Annotated in this window: 17 protein-coding genes; 3 read left to right on the forward strand and 14 right to left on the reverse strand. The window is 67.2% G+C overall.

The genetic code is table 11. The features are described 5' to 3' along the window. Nucleotides 1-178 precede the first annotated feature (178 nt). The 10 genes from AC1DXX_RS17440 to AC1DXX_RS17485 all read right to left on the reverse strand — a co-directional run bounded on the left by AC1DXX_RS17440 (nucleotide 179) and on the right by AC1DXX_RS17485 (nucleotide 10861). A complete protein-coding gene (locus AC1DXX_RS17440) occupies nucleotides 179-928 on the reverse strand; it encodes an SDR family oxidoreductase (protein WP_478135463.1) in 750 nt (249 codons plus the stop codon). A gap of 2 nt (nucleotides 929-930) precedes the next feature. Next, nucleotides 931-1767, reverse strand: a complete 837-nt coding sequence (locus AC1DXX_RS17445) for an acyl-CoA thioesterase (RefSeq protein ID WP_478135464.1) — start codon at nucleotides 1765-1767, stop codon at nucleotides 931-933. A gap of 32 nt (nucleotides 1768-1799) precedes the next feature. Continuing rightward, nucleotides 1800-2696: an alpha/beta hydrolase family protein gene (locus AC1DXX_RS17450; protein ID WP_478135465.1), complete on the reverse strand. Its 897-nt coding sequence runs from the start codon at nucleotides 2694-2696 to the stop codon at nucleotides 1800-1802. Between the two features lie 130 nt (nucleotides 2697-2826). Further along, the gene (locus AC1DXX_RS17455) at nucleotides 2827-4023 is read right to left on the reverse strand and encodes an acetyl-CoA C-acyltransferase (protein WP_478135466.1); all 1197 of its coding nucleotides are present in this window, start codon (nucleotides 4021-4023) and stop codon (nucleotides 2827-2829) included. Next, a complete protein-coding gene (locus AC1DXX_RS17460; RefSeq protein ID WP_478135467.1) occupies nucleotides 4020-4469 on the reverse strand; it encodes an endonuclease domain-containing protein in 450 nt (149 codons plus the stop codon). The genes AC1DXX_RS17455 and AC1DXX_RS17460 overlap by 4 nt, the downstream gene beginning before the upstream one ends. Before the next feature lie 13 nt (nucleotides 4470-4482). Then, nucleotides 4483-6894, reverse strand: coding sequence for a 3-hydroxyacyl-CoA dehydrogenase/enoyl-CoA hydratase family protein (locus tag AC1DXX_RS17465; RefSeq protein ID WP_478135468.1), 2412 nt, complete (start codon nucleotides 6892-6894; stop codon nucleotides 4483-4485). 36 nt (nucleotides 6895-6930) lie between these two features. Continuing rightward, nucleotides 6931-7374: a DUF2147 domain-containing protein gene (locus AC1DXX_RS17470; RefSeq protein WP_478135469.1), complete on the reverse strand. Its 444-nt coding sequence runs from the start codon at nucleotides 7372-7374 to the stop codon at nucleotides 6931-6933. Nucleotides 7375-7413: 39 nt separating this feature from the next. Further along, on the reverse strand, nucleotides 7414-9210 hold the full coding sequence (locus AC1DXX_RS17475; protein WP_478135470.1) for an acyl-CoA dehydrogenase C-terminal domain-containing protein: 1797 nt from the start codon (nucleotides 9208-9210) through the stop codon (nucleotides 7414-7416). Between the two features lie 71 nt (nucleotides 9211-9281). Next, nucleotides 9282-9974, reverse strand: coding sequence for a TetR/AcrR family transcriptional regulator (locus AC1DXX_RS17480; protein ID WP_478135471.1), 693 nt, complete (start codon nucleotides 9972-9974; stop codon nucleotides 9282-9284). Nucleotides 9975-10102: 128 nt separating this feature from the next. Beyond that, nucleotides 10103-10861 (reverse strand): SDR family oxidoreductase, encoded by a 759-nt coding sequence (locus tag AC1DXX_RS17485; protein WP_478135472.1) that lies wholly within the window; start codon nucleotides 10859-10861, stop codon nucleotides 10103-10105. Nucleotides 10862-10992: 131 nt separating this feature from the next. Between AC1DXX_RS17485 and AC1DXX_RS17490 the strand changes: the two genes are divergently transcribed. Then, nucleotides 10993-11880, forward strand: coding sequence for a LysR substrate-binding domain-containing protein (locus AC1DXX_RS17490; protein ID WP_478135473.1), 888 nt, complete (start codon nucleotides 10993-10995; stop codon nucleotides 11878-11880). Nucleotides 11881-11897: 17 nt separating this feature from the next. Here the strand turns inward: AC1DXX_RS17490 and AC1DXX_RS17495 are convergent, their stop codons facing one another. The 4 genes from AC1DXX_RS17495 to AC1DXX_RS17510 are packed head-to-tail and all read right to left on the reverse strand — an operon-like array spanning nucleotide 11898 to nucleotide 15107. Further along, nucleotides 11898-12731 carry a helix-turn-helix domain-containing protein gene (locus AC1DXX_RS17495; RefSeq protein ID WP_478135474.1) on the reverse strand — a complete coding sequence of 278 codons (834 nt, stop codon included), beginning with the start codon at nucleotides 12729-12731 and terminating at the stop codon, nucleotides 11898-11900. 27 nt (nucleotides 12732-12758) lie between these two features. Further along, on the reverse strand, nucleotides 12759-13607 hold the full coding sequence (locus AC1DXX_RS17500; RefSeq protein WP_478135475.1) for a fumarylacetoacetate hydrolase family protein: 849 nt from the start codon (nucleotides 13605-13607) through the stop codon (nucleotides 12759-12761). A 22-nt stretch (nucleotides 13608-13629) separates the two neighbouring features. Continuing rightward, nucleotides 13630-14376: an SDR family NAD(P)-dependent oxidoreductase gene (locus tag AC1DXX_RS17505; RefSeq protein ID WP_478135476.1), complete on the reverse strand. Its 747-nt coding sequence runs from the start codon at nucleotides 14374-14376 to the stop codon at nucleotides 13630-13632. After that, nucleotides 14373-15107, reverse strand: a complete 735-nt coding sequence (locus AC1DXX_RS17510; RefSeq protein ID WP_478135477.1) for an SDR family oxidoreductase — start codon at nucleotides 15105-15107, stop codon at nucleotides 14373-14375. The genes AC1DXX_RS17505 and AC1DXX_RS17510 overlap by 4 nt, the downstream gene beginning before the upstream one ends. A gap of 151 nt (nucleotides 15108-15258) precedes the next feature. On the opposite strand from AC1DXX_RS17510, the gene AC1DXX_RS17515 reads away from it, so the two are divergent. Next, on the forward strand, nucleotides 15259-15966 hold the full coding sequence (locus AC1DXX_RS17515; RefSeq protein WP_478135478.1) for a FadR/GntR family transcriptional regulator: 708 nt from the start codon (nucleotides 15259-15261) through the stop codon (nucleotides 15964-15966). 24 nt (nucleotides 15967-15990) lie between these two features. Beyond that, a complete protein-coding gene (locus AC1DXX_RS17520; RefSeq protein ID WP_478135479.1) occupies nucleotides 15991-17517 on the forward strand; it encodes a UxaA family hydrolase in 1527 nt (508 codons plus the stop codon). The last annotated feature ends 11 nt before the right edge of the window (nucleotides 17518-17528 follow it).

Below are 17528 nucleotides of genomic sequence, written 5' to 3' on the forward strand. Positions count from 1 at the left end.
GTGCTGGCCGATCAACCGCTGCGCTGAGCGATCACGCCGATGGTGTGCTCTGCGCAGCGAAATAAAGGAGGAGGCCCGCGGCCCTAGGCCGCGCCGGGGGACATTCGCGGAGCAGAGCACACCGTCGGCGTGAGCGCGCCCTGAACAGCGAACGTCACACACAACACAAGGCTTCATTTCAGAATTTCTCGGACCAGGGACGCAAGTCGAGCTCGTGCGTCCAGGCATCGCGCGGCTGCGAATGCAGCATCCAATAGCTGTCCGCGATGTGCTCGGGGTTCAGGATCCCGTCGCTCTCCTTCAGTGCATAGCGCTCTGGAAAATTGCTGCGGATGAACTCGGTGTCGATCGCGCCGTCGACCACCACATGCGCCACGTGGATGCCCTGCGGCCCGAGCTCGCGCGCCATCGATTGGGCCAATGCGCGCAGTGCCATCTTCGCGCCCGAGAAGGCGCCGAAGCTGGCCGCGCCGCGCAGCGAAGCCGTCGCACCGGTGAAGATGATCGTGCCGCGATGCCCGCCCTTCGGCAGCTCGCGCGCCACCATCCGCCTGGCCACTTCGCGCCCGTTGAGAAAGCCCGAGAAACAGGCCATCTCCCACACCTTGAAGTACTTGCGCGCGGTCTCGGTCAGGATGCTCTCGGGCACGTTGGCGCCGATGTTGAACACCATCACCTCGATCGGGCCGATGGTCGATTCGATCTGCTCGACGAGCGCGACCACTTCCTCTTCCTTGCGCGCATCGCAGGCAAAGGCATGGGCGCGGCCGCCATCGGCCTCGATCTGCGCGACCAGCGGCTGCAGCTTGTCGAGGCTGCGCCGCGTGACGCAGGTGGCATAGCCCTCGCGTGCGAAGCGGCGGGCAATGGCGCCGCCAGTGGCGTCGCCGGCACCGACGATGAGTGCGGCTTTCTGCAAGGCGGTCATGTTCATTCCTTGTAGTAGACGATCTGGTTCGAGGTGGCGAGCAGTACGCCCTTCTCGCTCCACAGATGCGCTGCCTGGTCGAAGAAGCCGTTGAAGAACTGCTGCCCCGCCGCACGGCCCAGCAGGTAGCCCGTGCCGACCTCGGCCAGCTGCGCCGGCCCGGCATGGAAGTAGGTGGTGATCGACACCGTGCCCGCCGGCACGTGCTTGGCGCGGCGCAGCCAGACGCGCGGATAGAACATGTCGCTCATCGCGGCGAGCGAGGCGAAGTCGAGCGGCCGCGCCTGCGCGTCGCGCAGCCAGATCCGGGTTTCGCTGTGCTGCAGGCTGTGGTCCCACTTCGGGGGAATGCCACCGCTGAACGGACGCATCTCGTACTGCTGGATCCAGGCCACGCCGGACGGGCCGATGCTCATGCGATCGACCGTCTCGGGCTTCGGCGCCTCGGGCATCGGCATGTCGCTCTCGCCCCAGGTGTCGCGGCGCGTGGCCGTCAACACGGTGGCCGTGGTCGTCATGTTCGGCGCGCCGCTGGGGCCGGCCTGCGTGATCTGCACCGTCCAATGTTGCGTCGAGCGGTTGGTGCGCACGGCCGTGGCCTGGATGTCGAAGGCGCCGGCTTCGAGCGCGGCCGCGTAGTTGACGGTCAACGCGATCGGCGTGCCGAGCACGTCGGGATGCTGCATCACCGACTGCAGCGCAAGGGCCGCGGTCGTGCCGCCGAACGGGCCGACCATGTTCCAGTAGTCGGGGCTGGTCATGCCGGTGAAGTGCCCCACGCGGATGTCGCTGTGGTGCAGTGCCAGGGCTTTGTCGAAGGGGTGTTGCGTGCTGCTCATGGTGATCGGCAGTGTGCCTCCGGTGGATGGCCTCACGCAGTCGTGTGCGGGACGTTGGCTTGCTGCACCGCAGTAAGCGCGGCCAGCCGGTGCAGCTTGTCGACCGTGCTCGGCCACAGGCTCTGGCTGAATTGTTCGCGGAAGAAACCGAAGTGGCCGATGCGCCGCGCCTGCACGTCGGCCGGCGCGATGCGCTCCACCGCGCTCGGCGCGCCCGCGTAGAAGCTCACGAGGCTCTCGGTGCCGGCCAAGGTCATGAGTTCGTCGTCGGTGATCGACAGCGCGAGCACCGGAAAGCGCACGCGCCCGTAGCTGCGCACGGCCAGCTCGCCTTCGGCGCCGAGGCTGTAGCGCGGGTTCAGGCACCAGCGCCGCCATTGCAGGATCACGCCGCGCGGCAGGTCGCCGACCTTCTTGAGCCGGCGGCCCGGAAAGTAGCCGCACAGCCGCGTGACCAGCGGCACGAGCACGAACCAGAAATAGAGGATGCTGCGCTTGAGCTTTGGCGCGTTCTCCCGCCAATAGCCGCTGCCGGCCGCAATGCTGACGAGGCCGTCGACCTGCTCGGGGCGTTGCAGGAAGCCCGGCAGTTGGGCGCCGAGGCTGTGGCCCAGGAGATAGAGCGGGCCGTCCGGAAGTTCGGCCTTGGCCGCGTCGATGACCGCTTCATAGTCGCGCGCCCAATCGAACAGGTCGGCCTTGAAGCCGCGCAGCGGTGCATCGCCGCGCGAGTCGCCCGAGCCGCGGTAGTCGAAGGTCCAGACGCGCAGGCCCTGCTGGGCCAGCCACTGCGCGAAGGGTTCGTAGAACGACTGGCGCACGCCCATCGCACCGCCGATCACGATGCTGGCGCGCGGCGCGCCGGCGGGCTCGTAGCGGCGCACCGCCAGTTGCATGTCGCCGTCGACTTGCAGAACCTTCTGTTGCATGCCCGTCTCCTCGATACAGTGACAGCCCCTTCGCGAGACACCGCGGAACCGGCTTTGCCGGGCCGCAGGTGTCGCCCCCTGCAACGGGGTTGGCGAAGCGACACGAAGTGCGCGAAGCCTGGGGGTTGGCTCAAACCCTTTCGAAAATCCCGGCGGCCCCTTGGCCCATGCCCACGCACATCGTGACCATGCCGTATTTCAGGTTCTCGCGGCGCAGCGCGTGCACCACAGTGGCCGCGCGGATCGCGCCGGTGGCGCCGAGCGGATGGCCCAGCGCAATCGCGCCGCCCATCGGATTGACCTTCGACGGATCGAGCCCCAGCGTGTTGATCACCGCGAGCGATTGCGCGGCGAAGGCTTCGTTGAGCTCGAACCAGTCGATGTCCTCGTGCTTGAGCCCCGCATAGCGCAGCGCGGCCGGAATGGCTTCGATCGGACCGATGCCCATGATGTGCGGCGGCACGCCCTTGCTCGCGAAGCTCACGAAGCGCGCGAGCGGCGTGAGGCCGTACTGCTTGACCGCCTTCTCGCTCGCGAGGATCAGCGCGCCTGCGCCGTCCGAGGTCTGCGAGCTGTTGCCGGCCGTCACGGTGCCGCGCGCGGCGAACACGGTGCGCAGCTTGGCGAGGCCTTCGAGGCTGGTGTCGGGGCGCGCGCCTTCGTCGAGGTTCACGGTGCGGGTCTTCGCGATCGACTCGCCGGTCTCGAGGTTCGGCGTGCGGTCTGTCACTTCGATGGGCGTGATCTCGTCGGCGAACTTGCCGGCCTGCTGCGCGGCCAGTGCCTTCTGGTGCGAGGCGAGCGCGAACGCGTCCTGCGCCTCGCGGCTCACCTTCCACTGCTGCGCGACCTTCTCGGCCGTGAGGCCCATGCCGTAGGCGATGCCCACGTCGCCTTCGCGCTCGAAGATCGAGGGCGACAGCGAGGGCGAGTTGCCCATCATCGGCACCATGCTCATGCTTTCGACACCGGCCGCGATCATCACGTCGGCCTCGCCGACGCGGATGCGGTCGGCGGCCATCTGCACGGCGGAGAGGCCCGAAGCGCAGAAGCGGTTGACGGTGATGCCGCCGATGCTGGTCGGCAGGCCGGCCAGCACCGCGCCGATGCGCGCGACGTTCAGGCCCTGCTGCGATTCGGGAATCGCGCAGCCGCAGATGATGTCTTCGATGGCCTTGGGGTCTAGACCGGGCACGGCAGCCAGCGCGGCCTTCAACGTGGTCGCGAGCAGGTCGTCGGGGCGGTAGTTGCGGAAATAGCCGCGGTGGGACTTGCCGATGGGGGTGCGGGTGGCGGAGACGATGTAGGCGTCTTGGACTTGTTTCATGGCTTGAGATTCCTGGTGTCTTGTCTTGCCCCCTCTCCCGCTTGCGGGAGAGGGTTGGGGTGAGGGTTGTCTTCCTGCAGCGCCTGCAGGATCCGTTCGCGAACCGCATCCGTCTGCGTCAGCACTTCGTTGTTCCAGAACCGGAGCACGCGATAGCCCTGAGCTTCCATGAAGCGGGAGCGGTTCTCGTCGTACGCGGCAGCTTCCACATGCTGCCCACCGTCCAGTTCGACGATCAACTTCGCTTCAAGGCATGCGAAGTCTGCGAAGTACGGGCCGATGGGACGTTGGCGACGGAACTTGTAATTACTGAGGCGGCGATCTCGCAGGTGATACCAGAGCAGGGACTCGGCGTCGGTCGGGGTTTCTCGAAGGCTGCGTGCCCTCACCCTAACCCTCTCCCGCGAGCGGGAGAGGGGACCGGACGTGTCGAGGTCTTCGCTCATGGTCCTTGCCAGGTCAGTTGCGCACCGGCTTCCCCGTGCTCAGCATCCCCATGATCCGCTCCTGCGTCTTCGGATGCACGATCAGCGAGCAGAACGCCTTGCGCTCCAGCGTCATCAGGTATTCCTCGGTCACGAGCGAGCCCGCGTCCACGTCGCCGCCGGTCACCACGTTCGCGATCAGGCTCGCGATGTGGAAGTCGTGCGCGCTGATGAAGCCGCCGTCGCGCATATTCACCAGCTGGCCCTTGATCGTCGCGGCGCCGCTGCGGCCCGCCACGCGGAAGGTGCGGCGCAGCGGTGCGCGGTAGCCGGCGTCGGCCATCGCCTTGGCCTGTTGCAGCGCCACGTAGAGCAGCTCGTCCTTGTTCGGCACGATCACGTCGCTGTCGAGCAGGTAGCCGAGCTTCTTCGAATCGAGCGCGCCGGTGCCGACCTTGGCCATCGCCGCGGCGGTAAAACCTTCGGTCAGGAACGGAAGCAGATCGGTGCCCGTCGAAGCCGCTGCGTTCTCCGCAGCGCGGCGTGCGATGTAGGTCAGGCCACCCGCGCCGGGGATCAGCCCCACGCCGACTTCGACCAGGCCGATGTAGCTTTCCATCGCCGCCACCCGCTTGGCCGAATACACGGCCAGCTCGCAGCCGCCGCCCAGTGCCATGCCGCGCACGGCGGAGACCACCGGCACGCTCGCGTAGCGGATCTTGAGCATCACGTTCTGCAGCTCTTCCTCCGCGCCCTCGACCGCGCCGATGCCCGCGACCACGAAGGCCGGCAGCATCGCCTGCAGGTCGGCGCCGACCGAGAACATCTCGTCGGGCGACCAGATCACCAGGCCCTTGTATTCGGCCTCGGCCAGGTCGACCGCGGCGCCCAGCGCTTCGGCCACGTCGGGGCTGATGGCGTGCATCTTCGAATGGATGCTCGCGATCAGCACGCCTTCGAATCCTTCCTTGTCGAGCGTCCACACGCGCACGTCGCCTTCATCGCTGATCGTCGTGCCCGCGGTGTTGGCGTCGGCCGCGTTCGCGCCGAGCACGCTCTCGGGGAACAGCTGGCGGTCATGCACCGGCAGCTTGCGCTGCGGAACGAACTGGCCTTGCGACGCGCTCCACGAGCCTTCCGGCGTATGCACGCCGCCGGCCTTGGCCACGGCGCCTTCGAACACCCACTTGGGCAGCGGCACCGTGCTCAGCGCCTTGCCGGCGTCGATGTCTTCCTGGATCCACTTGGCGACCTGCGCCCAGCCGGCTTCCTGCCAGAGCTCGAACGGGCCCTGCTTCATGCCGAAGCCCCAGCGCATCGCGAAGTCGATGTCGCGCGCGCTCTCGGCGATGTCGGCCAGGTGCACCGCGGCATAGTGGAAACCGTCGCGCAGGACGGCCCAGAGGAACTGGCCCTGCGGCCCTTCGCTCTCGCGCAAGAGCTTCAGGCGCTCGCCCGCGGGCTTCTTGAGCATGCGGCCGTACACCTCGTCGGCCTTGGCGCCGGCGGGCACGTAGTCGCCGCTCTTCAGGTCGAAGCGCAGGATGTCGCGGCCGACCTTCTTGAAGAAGCCTGCCTTGGTCTTCTGGCCGAGGTTGCCGAGTTCGAGCAGCTTGGCGAGCACCGGCGGCGTCGCGAAGTTGGCGTAGAACGGATCGGTCTCGGCGTTGAGGTTGTCCTGCAGCGTCTTCACGACATGGGCCATCGTGTCGAGGCCCACCACGTCGGCGGTGCGGAAGGTGCCCGAGCTCGCGCGGCCCAGCTTCTTGCCGGTGAGGTCGTCCACCACGTCGGGCGTGAGCCCGAACTTCTCGACTTCCTTCAGCGTGGCCAGCATGCCGGCGATGCCGACGCGGTTGGCGATGAAGTTCGGTGTGTCGTGCGCACGCACCACGCCCTTGCCGAGCGTGCTGGTGACGAAGGCCTCGAGGTCGTCGAGCACCTGCGGTTGCGTGGTGGGCGTGTTGATCAGCTCCACCAGGAACATGTAGCGCGGCGGGTTGAAGAAATGAATGCCGCAGAAACGCGGCTTCAGTGCTTCGGGCAGGGCCTCGCTGAGCTTGGTGATCGACAGGCCCGAGGTGTTCGAGGCCAGGATCGAATGCTTGGCGACGTGCGGTGCGATCTTCCTGTAGAGATCGAGTTTCCAGTCCATGCGCTCTGCAATGGCTTCGATGACGAGGTCGCACTCTCCGAGCTTCGCGAGGTCGTCGTCGTAGTTGGCCTGCTCGATCAGGCCCGCGTCGGCTACGTCGCCGAGCGGCGCGGGCTTGAGCTTCTTGAGGTTGTCGATGGCGCGCGTGACGATGCCGTTCTTCGGGCCTTCCTTGGCGGCCAGGTCGAACAGCACGACAGGCACGCGCACGTTGACGAGGTGGGCCGCAATCTGCGCACCCATCACGCCGGCGCCGAGCACGGCGACCTTCTTCACTTGAAATCGGGACATGTTGATTGGTATTTCTTGGATTGAAAACGCGGCGGTCTACTGGACACGATTCCAGGTCTGGGTGCGCCAGAAGGGGCCCAGGTAGCCGCGCACTTCGAGCTTCTTGCCGCCGTCAATGGGCGTGAAGCTCGCGCGGTATTCCTTGCCGTTTTCGGGGTCGAGGATCTTTCCGCCTTCCCAGACGTCCTTGCTCTCGGCCTTCTTGCCGCCGCGGATGATGTCGAGGCCCGTGATGGGCTTGCCCTTGCGGTCGTCGCTGCATTCTTCGCAGACCGCGTCGGGCAGGGTGCCCTTCTTCAACGACTTCTCGATGCGCCCGAGCAGCGCGCCGTTCGCCTCGCCGATGCGAATCTCGGCCTTGACCTCGCCGCTCTTGTCGTCGACGTTGCGCCACAGCCCCACCGGGGTGAGGGTTGAGCCTTGGGCCATGGCCGTGACGGAGGTGGCGACGAGGACGATGGCTGCAAGCGTCGATTTCATGAGCGGCTCCAGGTTGGACGATGAAAAAAGACAGTGGCTTTATGCCAGCGCGGCGTCGGTGTCCATCAACACCTTGCTGCCGGCGCGCGCGGTGCGCATCAGCGTCGCGGTTTCGGGGAACAGCTTGGCGAAATAGAAGCGCGCGGTCTGCAGCTTGGCGACGTAGAACGGGTCGGTGTTGCCGGCCGCGATCTCGCGCAGCGCCACCTGGGCCATGCGGGCGAACAGGTAGCCGAACACGAAGTGGCCGGCCACGCGGAGGTAGTCCACCGCGGCGGCGCCCACTTCGTCAGGGTTCTGGAAGCCCTTGAAGCCGATCTCGGTCGTGAACTTGGTGAGTTGGTCGCCCAGCATCGCGATCGGGTTGATGAACTCGGCCATCTTCTCGTTCACGCCTTCTTCTTCCACCAGCCTGGCCACGAGCTTGCCGAACTTCTTGAGCGACGCGCCGTTGTTGCCCAGCACCTTGCGGCCCAGCAGGTCCAGCGACTGGATCGTGTTGGTGCCCTCGTAGATCATGTTGATGCGGTTGTCGCGCACGAACTGCTCCATGCCCCATTCCTTGATGAAGCCATGGCCGCCGAACACCTGCATGCAGGCATTGGTCGCGATGTGGCCGTTGTCGGTGATGAAGGCCTTGACGATGGGGGTCAGCAGCGCAACCAGTTCGCCCGAGTCCTTGCGGACCTTCTCGTCGGGGTGGTTGTGTTCCTTGTCGAGCAGCAGCGTGCAGAAGATCTGCAGCGCGCGGCCGCCTTCGGCGTACGCCTTGGCGGTGAGCAGCATCTTGCGCACGTCGGGGTGCACGATGATCGGGTCGGCTTCCTTGTCCTTGGCCTTCACGCCCGAGAGCGAGCGCATCTGCACGCGGTCTTTCGCGTAGGCCAGTGCGTTCTGATAGGCCACTTCGGTCAGGCCGAGCGACTGGTTGCCCACGCCGAGGCGAGCGGCGTTCATCATCACGAACATCGCGGCCAGGCCCTTGTTGGGTTCGCCCACCAGCGTGCCGGTGGCGCCTTCGATCACGATCTGTGCGGTGGCGTTGCCGTGGATGCCCATCTTGTGCTCGAGGCCGGCGCAGAAGATCGGATTGCGCTCGCCGAGCGAGCCGTCGGCCTTGACCTTGAACTTCGGCACCACGAACAGGCTGATGCCCTTGCTGCCCTTCGGCGCATCGGGCAGGCGGGCCAGCACCAGGTGAATGATGTTGTCCGTCATGTCGTGCTCGCCGGCCGAGATGAAGATCTTGCTGCCGGTAATGCGGTAGGTGCCGTCGGCCTGCGGTTCGGCCTTGGTGCGCAGCAGGCCCAGGTCGGTGCCGCAATGGGGCTCGGTCAGGCACATGGTGCCGGTCCATTCGCCGCTCGTGAGCTTGGGCAGGTAGGTCTTCTTCTGCTCGTCGGTGCCGTGGGCCGCCAGCGCTTCGTACGCGCCGTGCGAGAGGCCGGGGTACATGGTCCAGGCCTGGTTCGCGCTGTTGAGCATCTCGAACAGGCACTGGTTCACCACGAAGGGCAGGCCCTGGCCGCCGAAGGCCGGGTCGCACGACAGCGCGGGCCAGCCGCCCTCGATGTACTTGGCGTAGGCGTCCTTGAAGCCCTTGGGCGTCTTGACCTCGTGCGTCGTCTTGTCGAGCTTGCAGCCCTCTTCGTCGCCGCTGATGTTGAGCGGGAAGGTCACTTCGGCGGCGAACTTGCCGGCCTCTTCGATCACCGCATTGATGGTGTCGGCATCGGTCTCGGCATGGGCCGGCAGCGCCTTGAGTTCTTCGGCGACGTTGAGCACTTCGTGCAGCACGAACTGCATGTCACGCACGGGTGGGTTGTAGGTAGGCATCCGGAACTCTCCTGGTCGAAGCTAGATAAAAAGAAAGAAAAAGGGGAAAAAACGAAAACGGGGCCGCGCGCTCAGCGCACGGGCTTGAGGCGTCGGCCTGCCGGCGCCGCAGCAGCGGCTTCGGCCGCCGGGGCATGGGGCGTGGCGCTGCGCGCAAGGATGTTGTCGAAACCGACGTTGGCGCGGCCGATGGAGCCGGGCACCTGCAGGAAGCGGGCTTCGTAGTGCAGCGCGAGGATCAGGCCGTGGATTTCGAACGCGACCTGGCGCTCGTCGGCATCGGCCCGCAGATGGCCTTCGGTCTGCGATTGCACGATGGCGCGCAGCACGGCCGCCTGCCAGATGCTCACCGACTCGACCAGCGCGTCGCGCACCGGGCCGGGACGGTCGTCGAATTCGGAAGCGCCGCTGATGTAGATGCAGCCCGAGTCGATCTCGGTCGAGGTGCGCTTCATCCAGTTGGCGAACATGGCGCGCAGGCGCGGCAGGCCGCGTGGCGCCTTGAGGGCAGGAAAGAATACTTCCTGCTCGAAACGTGCGTGATACTCGCGCACCACGGAGATCTGCAGTTCCTCGCGCGAGCCGAAGTGGGCGAAGACGCCCGACTTGCTCATCTTGGTGATCTCGGCCACGGCGCCGATCGACAGGCCCTCGAGCCCGATCTGCGCAGCCAGCGCCAGCGCGGCGTCGACGATCACGGCCTTGGTCTGCTGGCCCTTCTGGGCGGCGCGGGCCGGCTTGGCGGGAACGGCATTGACAGGCATCGTGAAGCTCCGAATAAAACGAACGGTCGTTCTATTTTGAGGGAGCTTTGCACCTTTGGCCTCCAATGCCCTTCAGTTTATGAAGGTTAATTGATGCGGAACGGGGGCCGCCGCTGGCCCCCTCCGGGTCAGAACTCCTGCGAGACGGGCCGCAACACCACTTCGTTGATGTCCACGTTCGCGGGCTGCTCCACGGCGTAGACCACGGCGCGCGCCACCGAATCCGCGGGGATCTGGTTGGCGTCGTAGAACGCCTTCACGCCGGCCGCGCTCTCGGCGTCGCTGCTGCCGAGCTTCAGCTCCGAGTCGACCGCACCGGGCGACACGATGGTCACGCGCACGCCGCTGTTGCCCACTTCCACGCGCAAGCCCTCGGAGATGGCGCGCACCGCATGCTTGGTCGCGCTGTAGACCGTGCCGATGGGCGTGAACACCTTCAGCCCCGCGATGGACGCAACGTTGACGATGTGCCCGCTGCCCTGCGCCTGCATGCGCGGCAGCACGGCGGCAATGCCGTAGAGCACGCCCTTGATGTTGACGTCGATGGTGCGGTCCCACTCGTCGACCTTGAGCTTCTCGAGCGGCGACAGCGGCATCACGCCTGCGTTGTTGACCAGCACGTCGATGCGTCCGAAGGCTTCGACCGTCGCGGCCGCGAGCTTGTCGAGATCGGCGCGCCTGGCCACGTCGGTGGCCACGGCAATCGCCTCGCCACCGGCCTCGCGGATTTCGGCGACGACCTTGTCGAGCCGGTCGGTGCGGCGTGCCGCGAGCACCACCTTCGCGCCGCGCGCGGCCAGGTGGCGCGCCGTGGATTCGCCGAGCCCGCTGCTCGCGCCGGTGACGATGGCGACCTTGCCCTTGATGTTGTCTTGAACGGATGTCATGGGGAAATTCCTTTCGGGATGCGTTGAAGAAGTGCATGCAGTGTGGAAAATCCACTCGTTCCCGTAAATGAAACTCTGGCGACTTCAGAATTCGCCAATCAGGAATACTCATCCTCTTGAAAGGCAGCGCCTTGTCCAATCGCTTCGAAGCCCTGCGCGTGTTCTGCACCGCCGCCGGTGCCGCCAACTTCCGTGATGCAGCGGTCAAGCTGTCGGTGTCGGCCCAGGTGGTGACGCGCGCGGTGCGCGAGCTGGAGGAGGATCTGGGCGAGCCGCTGTTCCACCGCAGCACGCGCGGCGTGCAGCTCACCGACTTCGGCCGGCAGCTGGCCGAGCGCGCGCGCCCGGCCGTGAGCGGCGTCGACGAACTCTTTCACCGCACCGACCGCCGCGCGCTCTCGCAGCACGCCGGCACCGTGCGGGTCACCGCGCCGGGCATCTTCGGGCGGCGCTTCATCCCGCAGGCGCTGGCGCCGATGCTGGCCGCGCATCCCGGCCTCACGCTGGACCTGCGCGTGGCGGAAGAGCACACCGACGTGGTCGACCAGCAGATCGACATCGGCGTGCGCGTCGGCCCGCTGCGCGATTCGCGCTTCGTCGCCCGGCCGGTGGGCAAGATGCCGCTGCATGTGGTGGCCGCGCCGGCGCTCATTGCGCGCACGGGCGTGCCGAAGAACCTCGACGCGCTGGCAGCGATGCCGCTCACCTCGCTCATCAACCGCAAGTCGCGGCGGCCCTGGCCCTGGGTCTTCAGCAAGTCGCGGCAGCTCCCGGTGCCCTCACCCGCCTTCGTCACCGATGACTTCGACGCCGAATGCGCGGCCGTGCTCGCGGGACTGGGCTTCGGGCAACTCATCGCGCCGCTGGTCGAACCCTGGCTGGCATCCGGCGCACTGGTGCCCGTGCTGGAAGCCGAGGCGCCCGAGGCGTGGCCGATCTACGTCTACCGCTCGCAGCGCGCGCCGGTGCCGGCGCGCGTGCGGCTGGTGTACGACGAGTTGATCCGCGTGTTGCGCTGAAAGGAAGCGAGGAAGCGCTATGGCGGCAGGCGCAGCGCCCGCTGCCAGGCACCGGGCGTGAAGCCGAACTGGCGCGCGAAGATGCGCGTCATGTGGCTCTGGTCGGAAAAGCCGCTCGCCGCCGCGGCCTGCGCCAGGTCGGCCCCGTTGCGAATGAGATGGCGCGCGCGTTCGGCGCGCTGCAGCACGAGCCACGCGTGCGGCGGCACGCCGTAGGCTTTCTCGAAGCGGCGCAGCACCTGGTAGGTGCTGAGGCCGGTCATCGCCGCGAGTTCGGCGAGCGTGGGTGGGGCGAGCAGTTCGTCGGCGAGGCGTTCGCGCACCCGCTTCACGTCGGCGGCGGCTTCGCGCGATGGCGCGGCGGTGGAGTGGTTGTCGCGCAGCAGGCCGCAGACCTCGGCCAGCGATTCTTCGCATGCGAGTGCCTCGATGCGGCGCGCGTCCGGTGCGGCACGCCAGTCGTCGAGGCGGGTGAACAGGCGACGCAGCGTGTCGCCGAGCCCCGCGTCCTGGATGACGGGGCGCGTCAACGCCACGTCGGAGGCGGCGCCGTCCATCATTGCGGCCATCACGCCGGGGTCGAAGTACACCATGCGCCAGCGGCGCGAAGGGCCGCCGAGCGGGCGCCCGTCATGCACTTCGCCGGGGTTGGTGGTGATCAGGTCGCCCGCATAGGCATCGACCTTGCCGCGGCCGCTGGCCGAGCTTTGGGCGCCGTGGTCGAGCAGGCCGACGCCGTAGGTGGCATGCCAGTGCCGGCCGTAGTGGCGGGCACTCTCCATCACGGTGCCGTGGACCCCCGCCCAGGGCGATCCAAAGACCTGCGAGCGATGGTCCGGCGGCGTCTTCATCCGCCGGATGATCGCAGACGGCGGCCTTCAGAGCTTGAAGGGGATCACTTCCTGGCGCTGCTCGCCCAGGCCTTCGATGCCCAGCGTCATCACGTCGCCCTTCTTGAGGAAGAGCGGCGGCTTCATGCCCATGCCGACGCCGGGCGGCGTGCCGGTGGTGATCACGTCGCCGGGCAGCAGGGTCATGAACTGGCTCACGTAGCTCACGATCTTGGCCACGCTGAAGATCATGGTCTTGGTGCTGCCGGTCTGCACGCGCTGGCCGTTGAGGTCGAGCCACATCGAGAGCTTCTGCGGGTTTTCGATCTCGTCGCGCGTCACCAGCCAGGGGCCGAGCGGGCCGAAGGTGTCGCAACCCTTGCCCTTGTCCCAGGTGCCGCCGCGCTCGATCTGGTATTCGCGCTCGCTGACGTCGTTGATGGTGCAGTAGCCGGCCACGTAATCGAGCGCGCTCTTCTGCGAGACATAGCGTGCGCGCGTGCCGATCACCACGCCGAGCTCGACTTCCCAGTCGGTCTTGACCGAGCCCTTGGGCAGCATCACCGGGTCGTTCGGGCCCTGGATGCAGCTCGTGGCCTTGGTGAACACGACCGGTTCCTTGGGCACCGGCAGGCCGGACTCGGCCGCGTGGTCCGCGTAGTTGAGGCCGATGGCAATGAACTTGCCGACGTTGGCCACCGGGCTGCCGAAGCGGGGCTTGCCCTTGACCAGCGGCAGCTTGTCAAGCTTCACCTTGCGCAGCTTGGCGATGGCGGCATCGCCGAGCTGGTCGGGACCGATGTCCTCGACGATCGCGCTCAGGTCGCGCAGCTTGCCGCTGTCGTCGATGAGGCCGGGTTTTTCCTTGCCGGGGTTGCCGTAGCGGACGAGTTTCATGCTTTCCTTTCAGTGCATTGAATCAATAAGTGGAGCGGCCACCGGAGAGGTCGAAGACCGCGCCGGTGGAAAAAGAACAGTCTTCGGTGCAGAGCCAGCCGACCATCGCGGCCACCTCCTCCACCGTGCCGAAGCGGCCCATCGGGATCTTCGAGAGCATGAAGGCGATGTGCTCGGGCGTCATCTGGTCGAAGATGGCGGTCTTCACCGCCGCGGGCGTCACGCAGTTGACGCGGATGCCGGTGTCGGCCAGTTCCTTGCCCAGCGACTTGGTCAGGCCGATGACGGCCGCCTTGCTCGCGCTGTAGGCGCTGGCGTTCGGGTTGCCCTCCTTGCCAGCGACGGAGGCGATATTGACGATGCGGCCGTAGCCCTGTTTGCGCATCTGCGCCACCACCTCGCGGCAGCAGAGGAACACGCCGTTGATGTTGACTTCCATCACCTGGCGCCAGTCGTCCACCGGGTAGTCCCACAGCTTGACGTTGGGGCCGGTGATGCCGGCGCTGTTGACCAGCGCGTCGATGCGCGGCAGCCGCGCCAGCGTGGCGGCAACGGCCCTGGCGACCGAGGGCTGCTGCGACACATCGACCTTCAGCGCAAAGGCCTTGTCGCCGAGCGACCGGGCGGCTTGCGCGGCCGCGGCCTCGTCGCGGTCCCACAGCGTGACGCTGCCGCCCGAAGCCACCAGCCGCTGCGCGATACCGAAGCCGAGGCCGGTGGCGCCGCCGGTGACCACCGCGTGCCGGCCTGCGAAGTCGAGCTGGTTCATATGGTGATGCCGCCGTCGACCGTGAAGTACTGGCCAGTGGCGAATATCGATTCGTCGCTCGCCAGGAACACCACCACGGGCGCGATCTCCTCGGCCTGCGCGAGCCGGCCCATCGGCTGGCGCGCAATGAAGGCCTTGCGGGCCTCGTCGGGGTCTGCGTTGGCGTTGATGCGGTCGCCGAGCGAAGGCGTGTCGACCGTGCCCGGGCACACGGCATTGCAGCGGATGCCGCGGGCCACGTAGTCGGCCGCCACGCTCTTGGTGAGCCCGAGCACCGCGGCCTTGGTGGTGCCGTAGACGAAGCGGTTGGGCAGGCCCTTCATGCTCGAGCACACGCTCGCCATGTTGATGATGCTGCCGCGCCCCGCCGCCAGCATGCCGGGCAGCACGGCCTGGATGGTCCACATCTGCGCGCGCACGTTGAGCCGGAAGGCAAAGTCGAGGTCGTCGTCGCTGGCCTGCTCGAGGGTGCCGTTGTGCACCACGCCTGCGCAGTTGAAGAGCACGTCGAGCGTGGGCAGCTGCGCGACCAGCGCGCCGATGGCGGCCTTGTCGAGCACGTCGAGCTTCATGGCCGTGACGTTCGCGACGCCGGCATAGCGCTCGAGCAGCTTCTCGTTGACGTCGGTCGCCCAGACCCGGGCGCCTTCCGCGGCGAGCGCGATGGCGCTTGCGTAACCGATGCCCTGGCCGGCTGCGGTGACGAGCGCGGTCTTTCCCTTCAGTCTCATGGTGTCTCCTGCAATTTCATGACGCCGCCTGTAGCGGGGGGTTCGCCGGCGATTCGGGTTTGGCCCGATGGGTGATGCGGGCGATGCATCGTATTCTGAATTGGCCTTACCACTTGTCCAATTCAGGACAACCCTTAACGCCTCCGTCCTCGTGCCGCTCCAGACCGTCGAACCCCAACGCCTCTACCGCCAGATTGCCGACCAGCTCCGCGGGCTGATCACCAAGGGCGAATTCGATGCGGGCGCCCGGATTCCGGCCGAGCGCGACCTGGCCAGGCAACTGGGCGTGAGCCGGCCCTCGGTGCGCGAGGCGCTGATCGCGCTCGAGGTCGAGGGCTGGGTCGAGATCCGCACCGGCTCGGGCGTGTACGTGCTGGACCGCTCGCACCGCACCAGCACGCCGATGGCCGGAACCGAATGGGGCCCGCTGGAAATCATCCGGGCCCGCAGGATCGTCGAAGGCGAGACCGCCGCCATCGCCGCGCAGCACGGCAAGCGCCGCGACGTGGACGCGATGCGCCGCGCGATCCGGATGATGCAGGAGCTGGCCGCACGCAACGAGGTGCCGCACGAAGGCGACCGCGCCTTTCATCTGGCCATCGTCAACGCCTGCGACAACGTGGTGCTGACCGAGACCGTGCAGGGCTTCTGGGAGTCGCGGCACGGTCCGATCTTCGCCCGGATGATCGACTACTTCGAGACCATGGACTCCTGGCAGGCGGCCATCAACGAGCACGAAGCCATCCTCGAGGCCGTCGCCGCGCGCGACCCCGCAGCGGCGCGCGATGCCATGCACCAGCACATGGACAAGTTCCACCAGAGATTCAGCACGAGCTGGCGCCGCGCGAAAGCCTCCTGAAAAACGCCAGCAGAGATCCCCACCATGAACCCCTGCATCCGACTCCACCCCGCCGACGACGTCGTCATCGCGCGCTCCCAGCTGCTCGGCGGCACCGTCGTCGAGAACGTGGCCGTGCGCGGCCTGATCCCGCCGGGCCACAAGATCGCGATGCGCGCCATCGCCCAGGGCGAGCCGGTGCGGCGCTACAACCAGATCATCGGTTTCGCGAGCAAGCCCATCGCTGCCGGCGAGCACGTGCACACGCAGAACCTCGACATGGGGCCCGACAAGGGCGACTTCGAACGCGACTACGCCTTCGGCGCCGACGTGAAGCCGGTACCCGCGAAGCGCGAGGCCACCTTCATGGGCATCCGGCGCGCCGATGGCCGCGTGGCCACGCGCAACTACATCGGCGTGCTCACGAGCGTGAACTGCTCGGCCACGGCCGCGCGCGCGATTGCCGATCACTTCTCGCGCAAGACCCATCCGCAGGCGCTCGCGGCGTTCCCGAACGTCGACGGCGTGATCGCGCTGACCCACGGCACCGGCTGCGGCATGGACACCGAGGGCATGGGCATGCAGATCCTCGAGCGCACGCTCACGGGCTATGCCACGCACGCCAACTTCGCGGCGGTGCTGGTGGTGGGGCTGGGCTGCGAGGCCAACCAGATCAACGCCTGGCTCGCGACCGGCAATCTGGCCGAGGGCGAGAACTTCCGGGTGTTCAACATCCAGGACACGGGCGGCACGCGCAAGACGGTCGAGAAAGGCGTGGCGCTCGTCAACGAGATGCTGCCGCGCGCCAACGCGGTGAAGCGCGAGCCCTGCAGCGCATCGCACATCACCATCGGACTGCAGTGCGGCGGCTCCGACGGCTACTCCGGCATCAGCGCCAACCCGGCGCTGGGCGCGGCGGTGGACCTGCTGGTGGCGCATGGCGGCACGGCCATCCTGAGCGAAACGCCCGAGGTCTACGGCGCCGAGCATCTGCTGACGCGCCGCGCGGTGAAGCGCGAAGTGGGCCAGAAGCTGGTCGACCGCATCAAGTGGTGGGAGCACTACACCGAAATCAACGAAGGCGAGATGAACAACAACCCTTCGCCCGGCAACAAGGCCGGCGGGCTCACCACCATCCTCGAGAAGTCGCTGGGCGCGGTCGCCAAGGGCGGCACCAGCAACCTCGAGGCGGTGTATGAATACGCCGAACCCGTCACGGCGCACGGATTCGTCTACATGGACACGCCCGGCTACGACCCGGTGAGCGCCACGGGCCAGGTGGCCGGCGGCGCGAACCTGATCTGCTTCACCACCGGACGCGGGTCGGCGTATGGCTGCGCGCCCGCCCCCTCGCTCAAGCTCGCGACCAACTCGGCGCTGTGGCGGCGGCAGGAAGAAGACATGGACATCAACTGCGGCGAGATCGTCGACGGCACGGCCTCGGTTGCAGAGATGGGGCAGCGCATCTTCGAGATGGTGCTCGCCACCGCCTCGGGCGCGCAGTCGAAAAGCGAGCAGCACGGCTACGGACAGAACGAGTTCGTGCCATGGCAGGTCGGCGCCGTGATGTAGTTGCAGGAAAA

Source organism: Variovorax sp. P4_B10 (genome assembly GCF_056402375.1).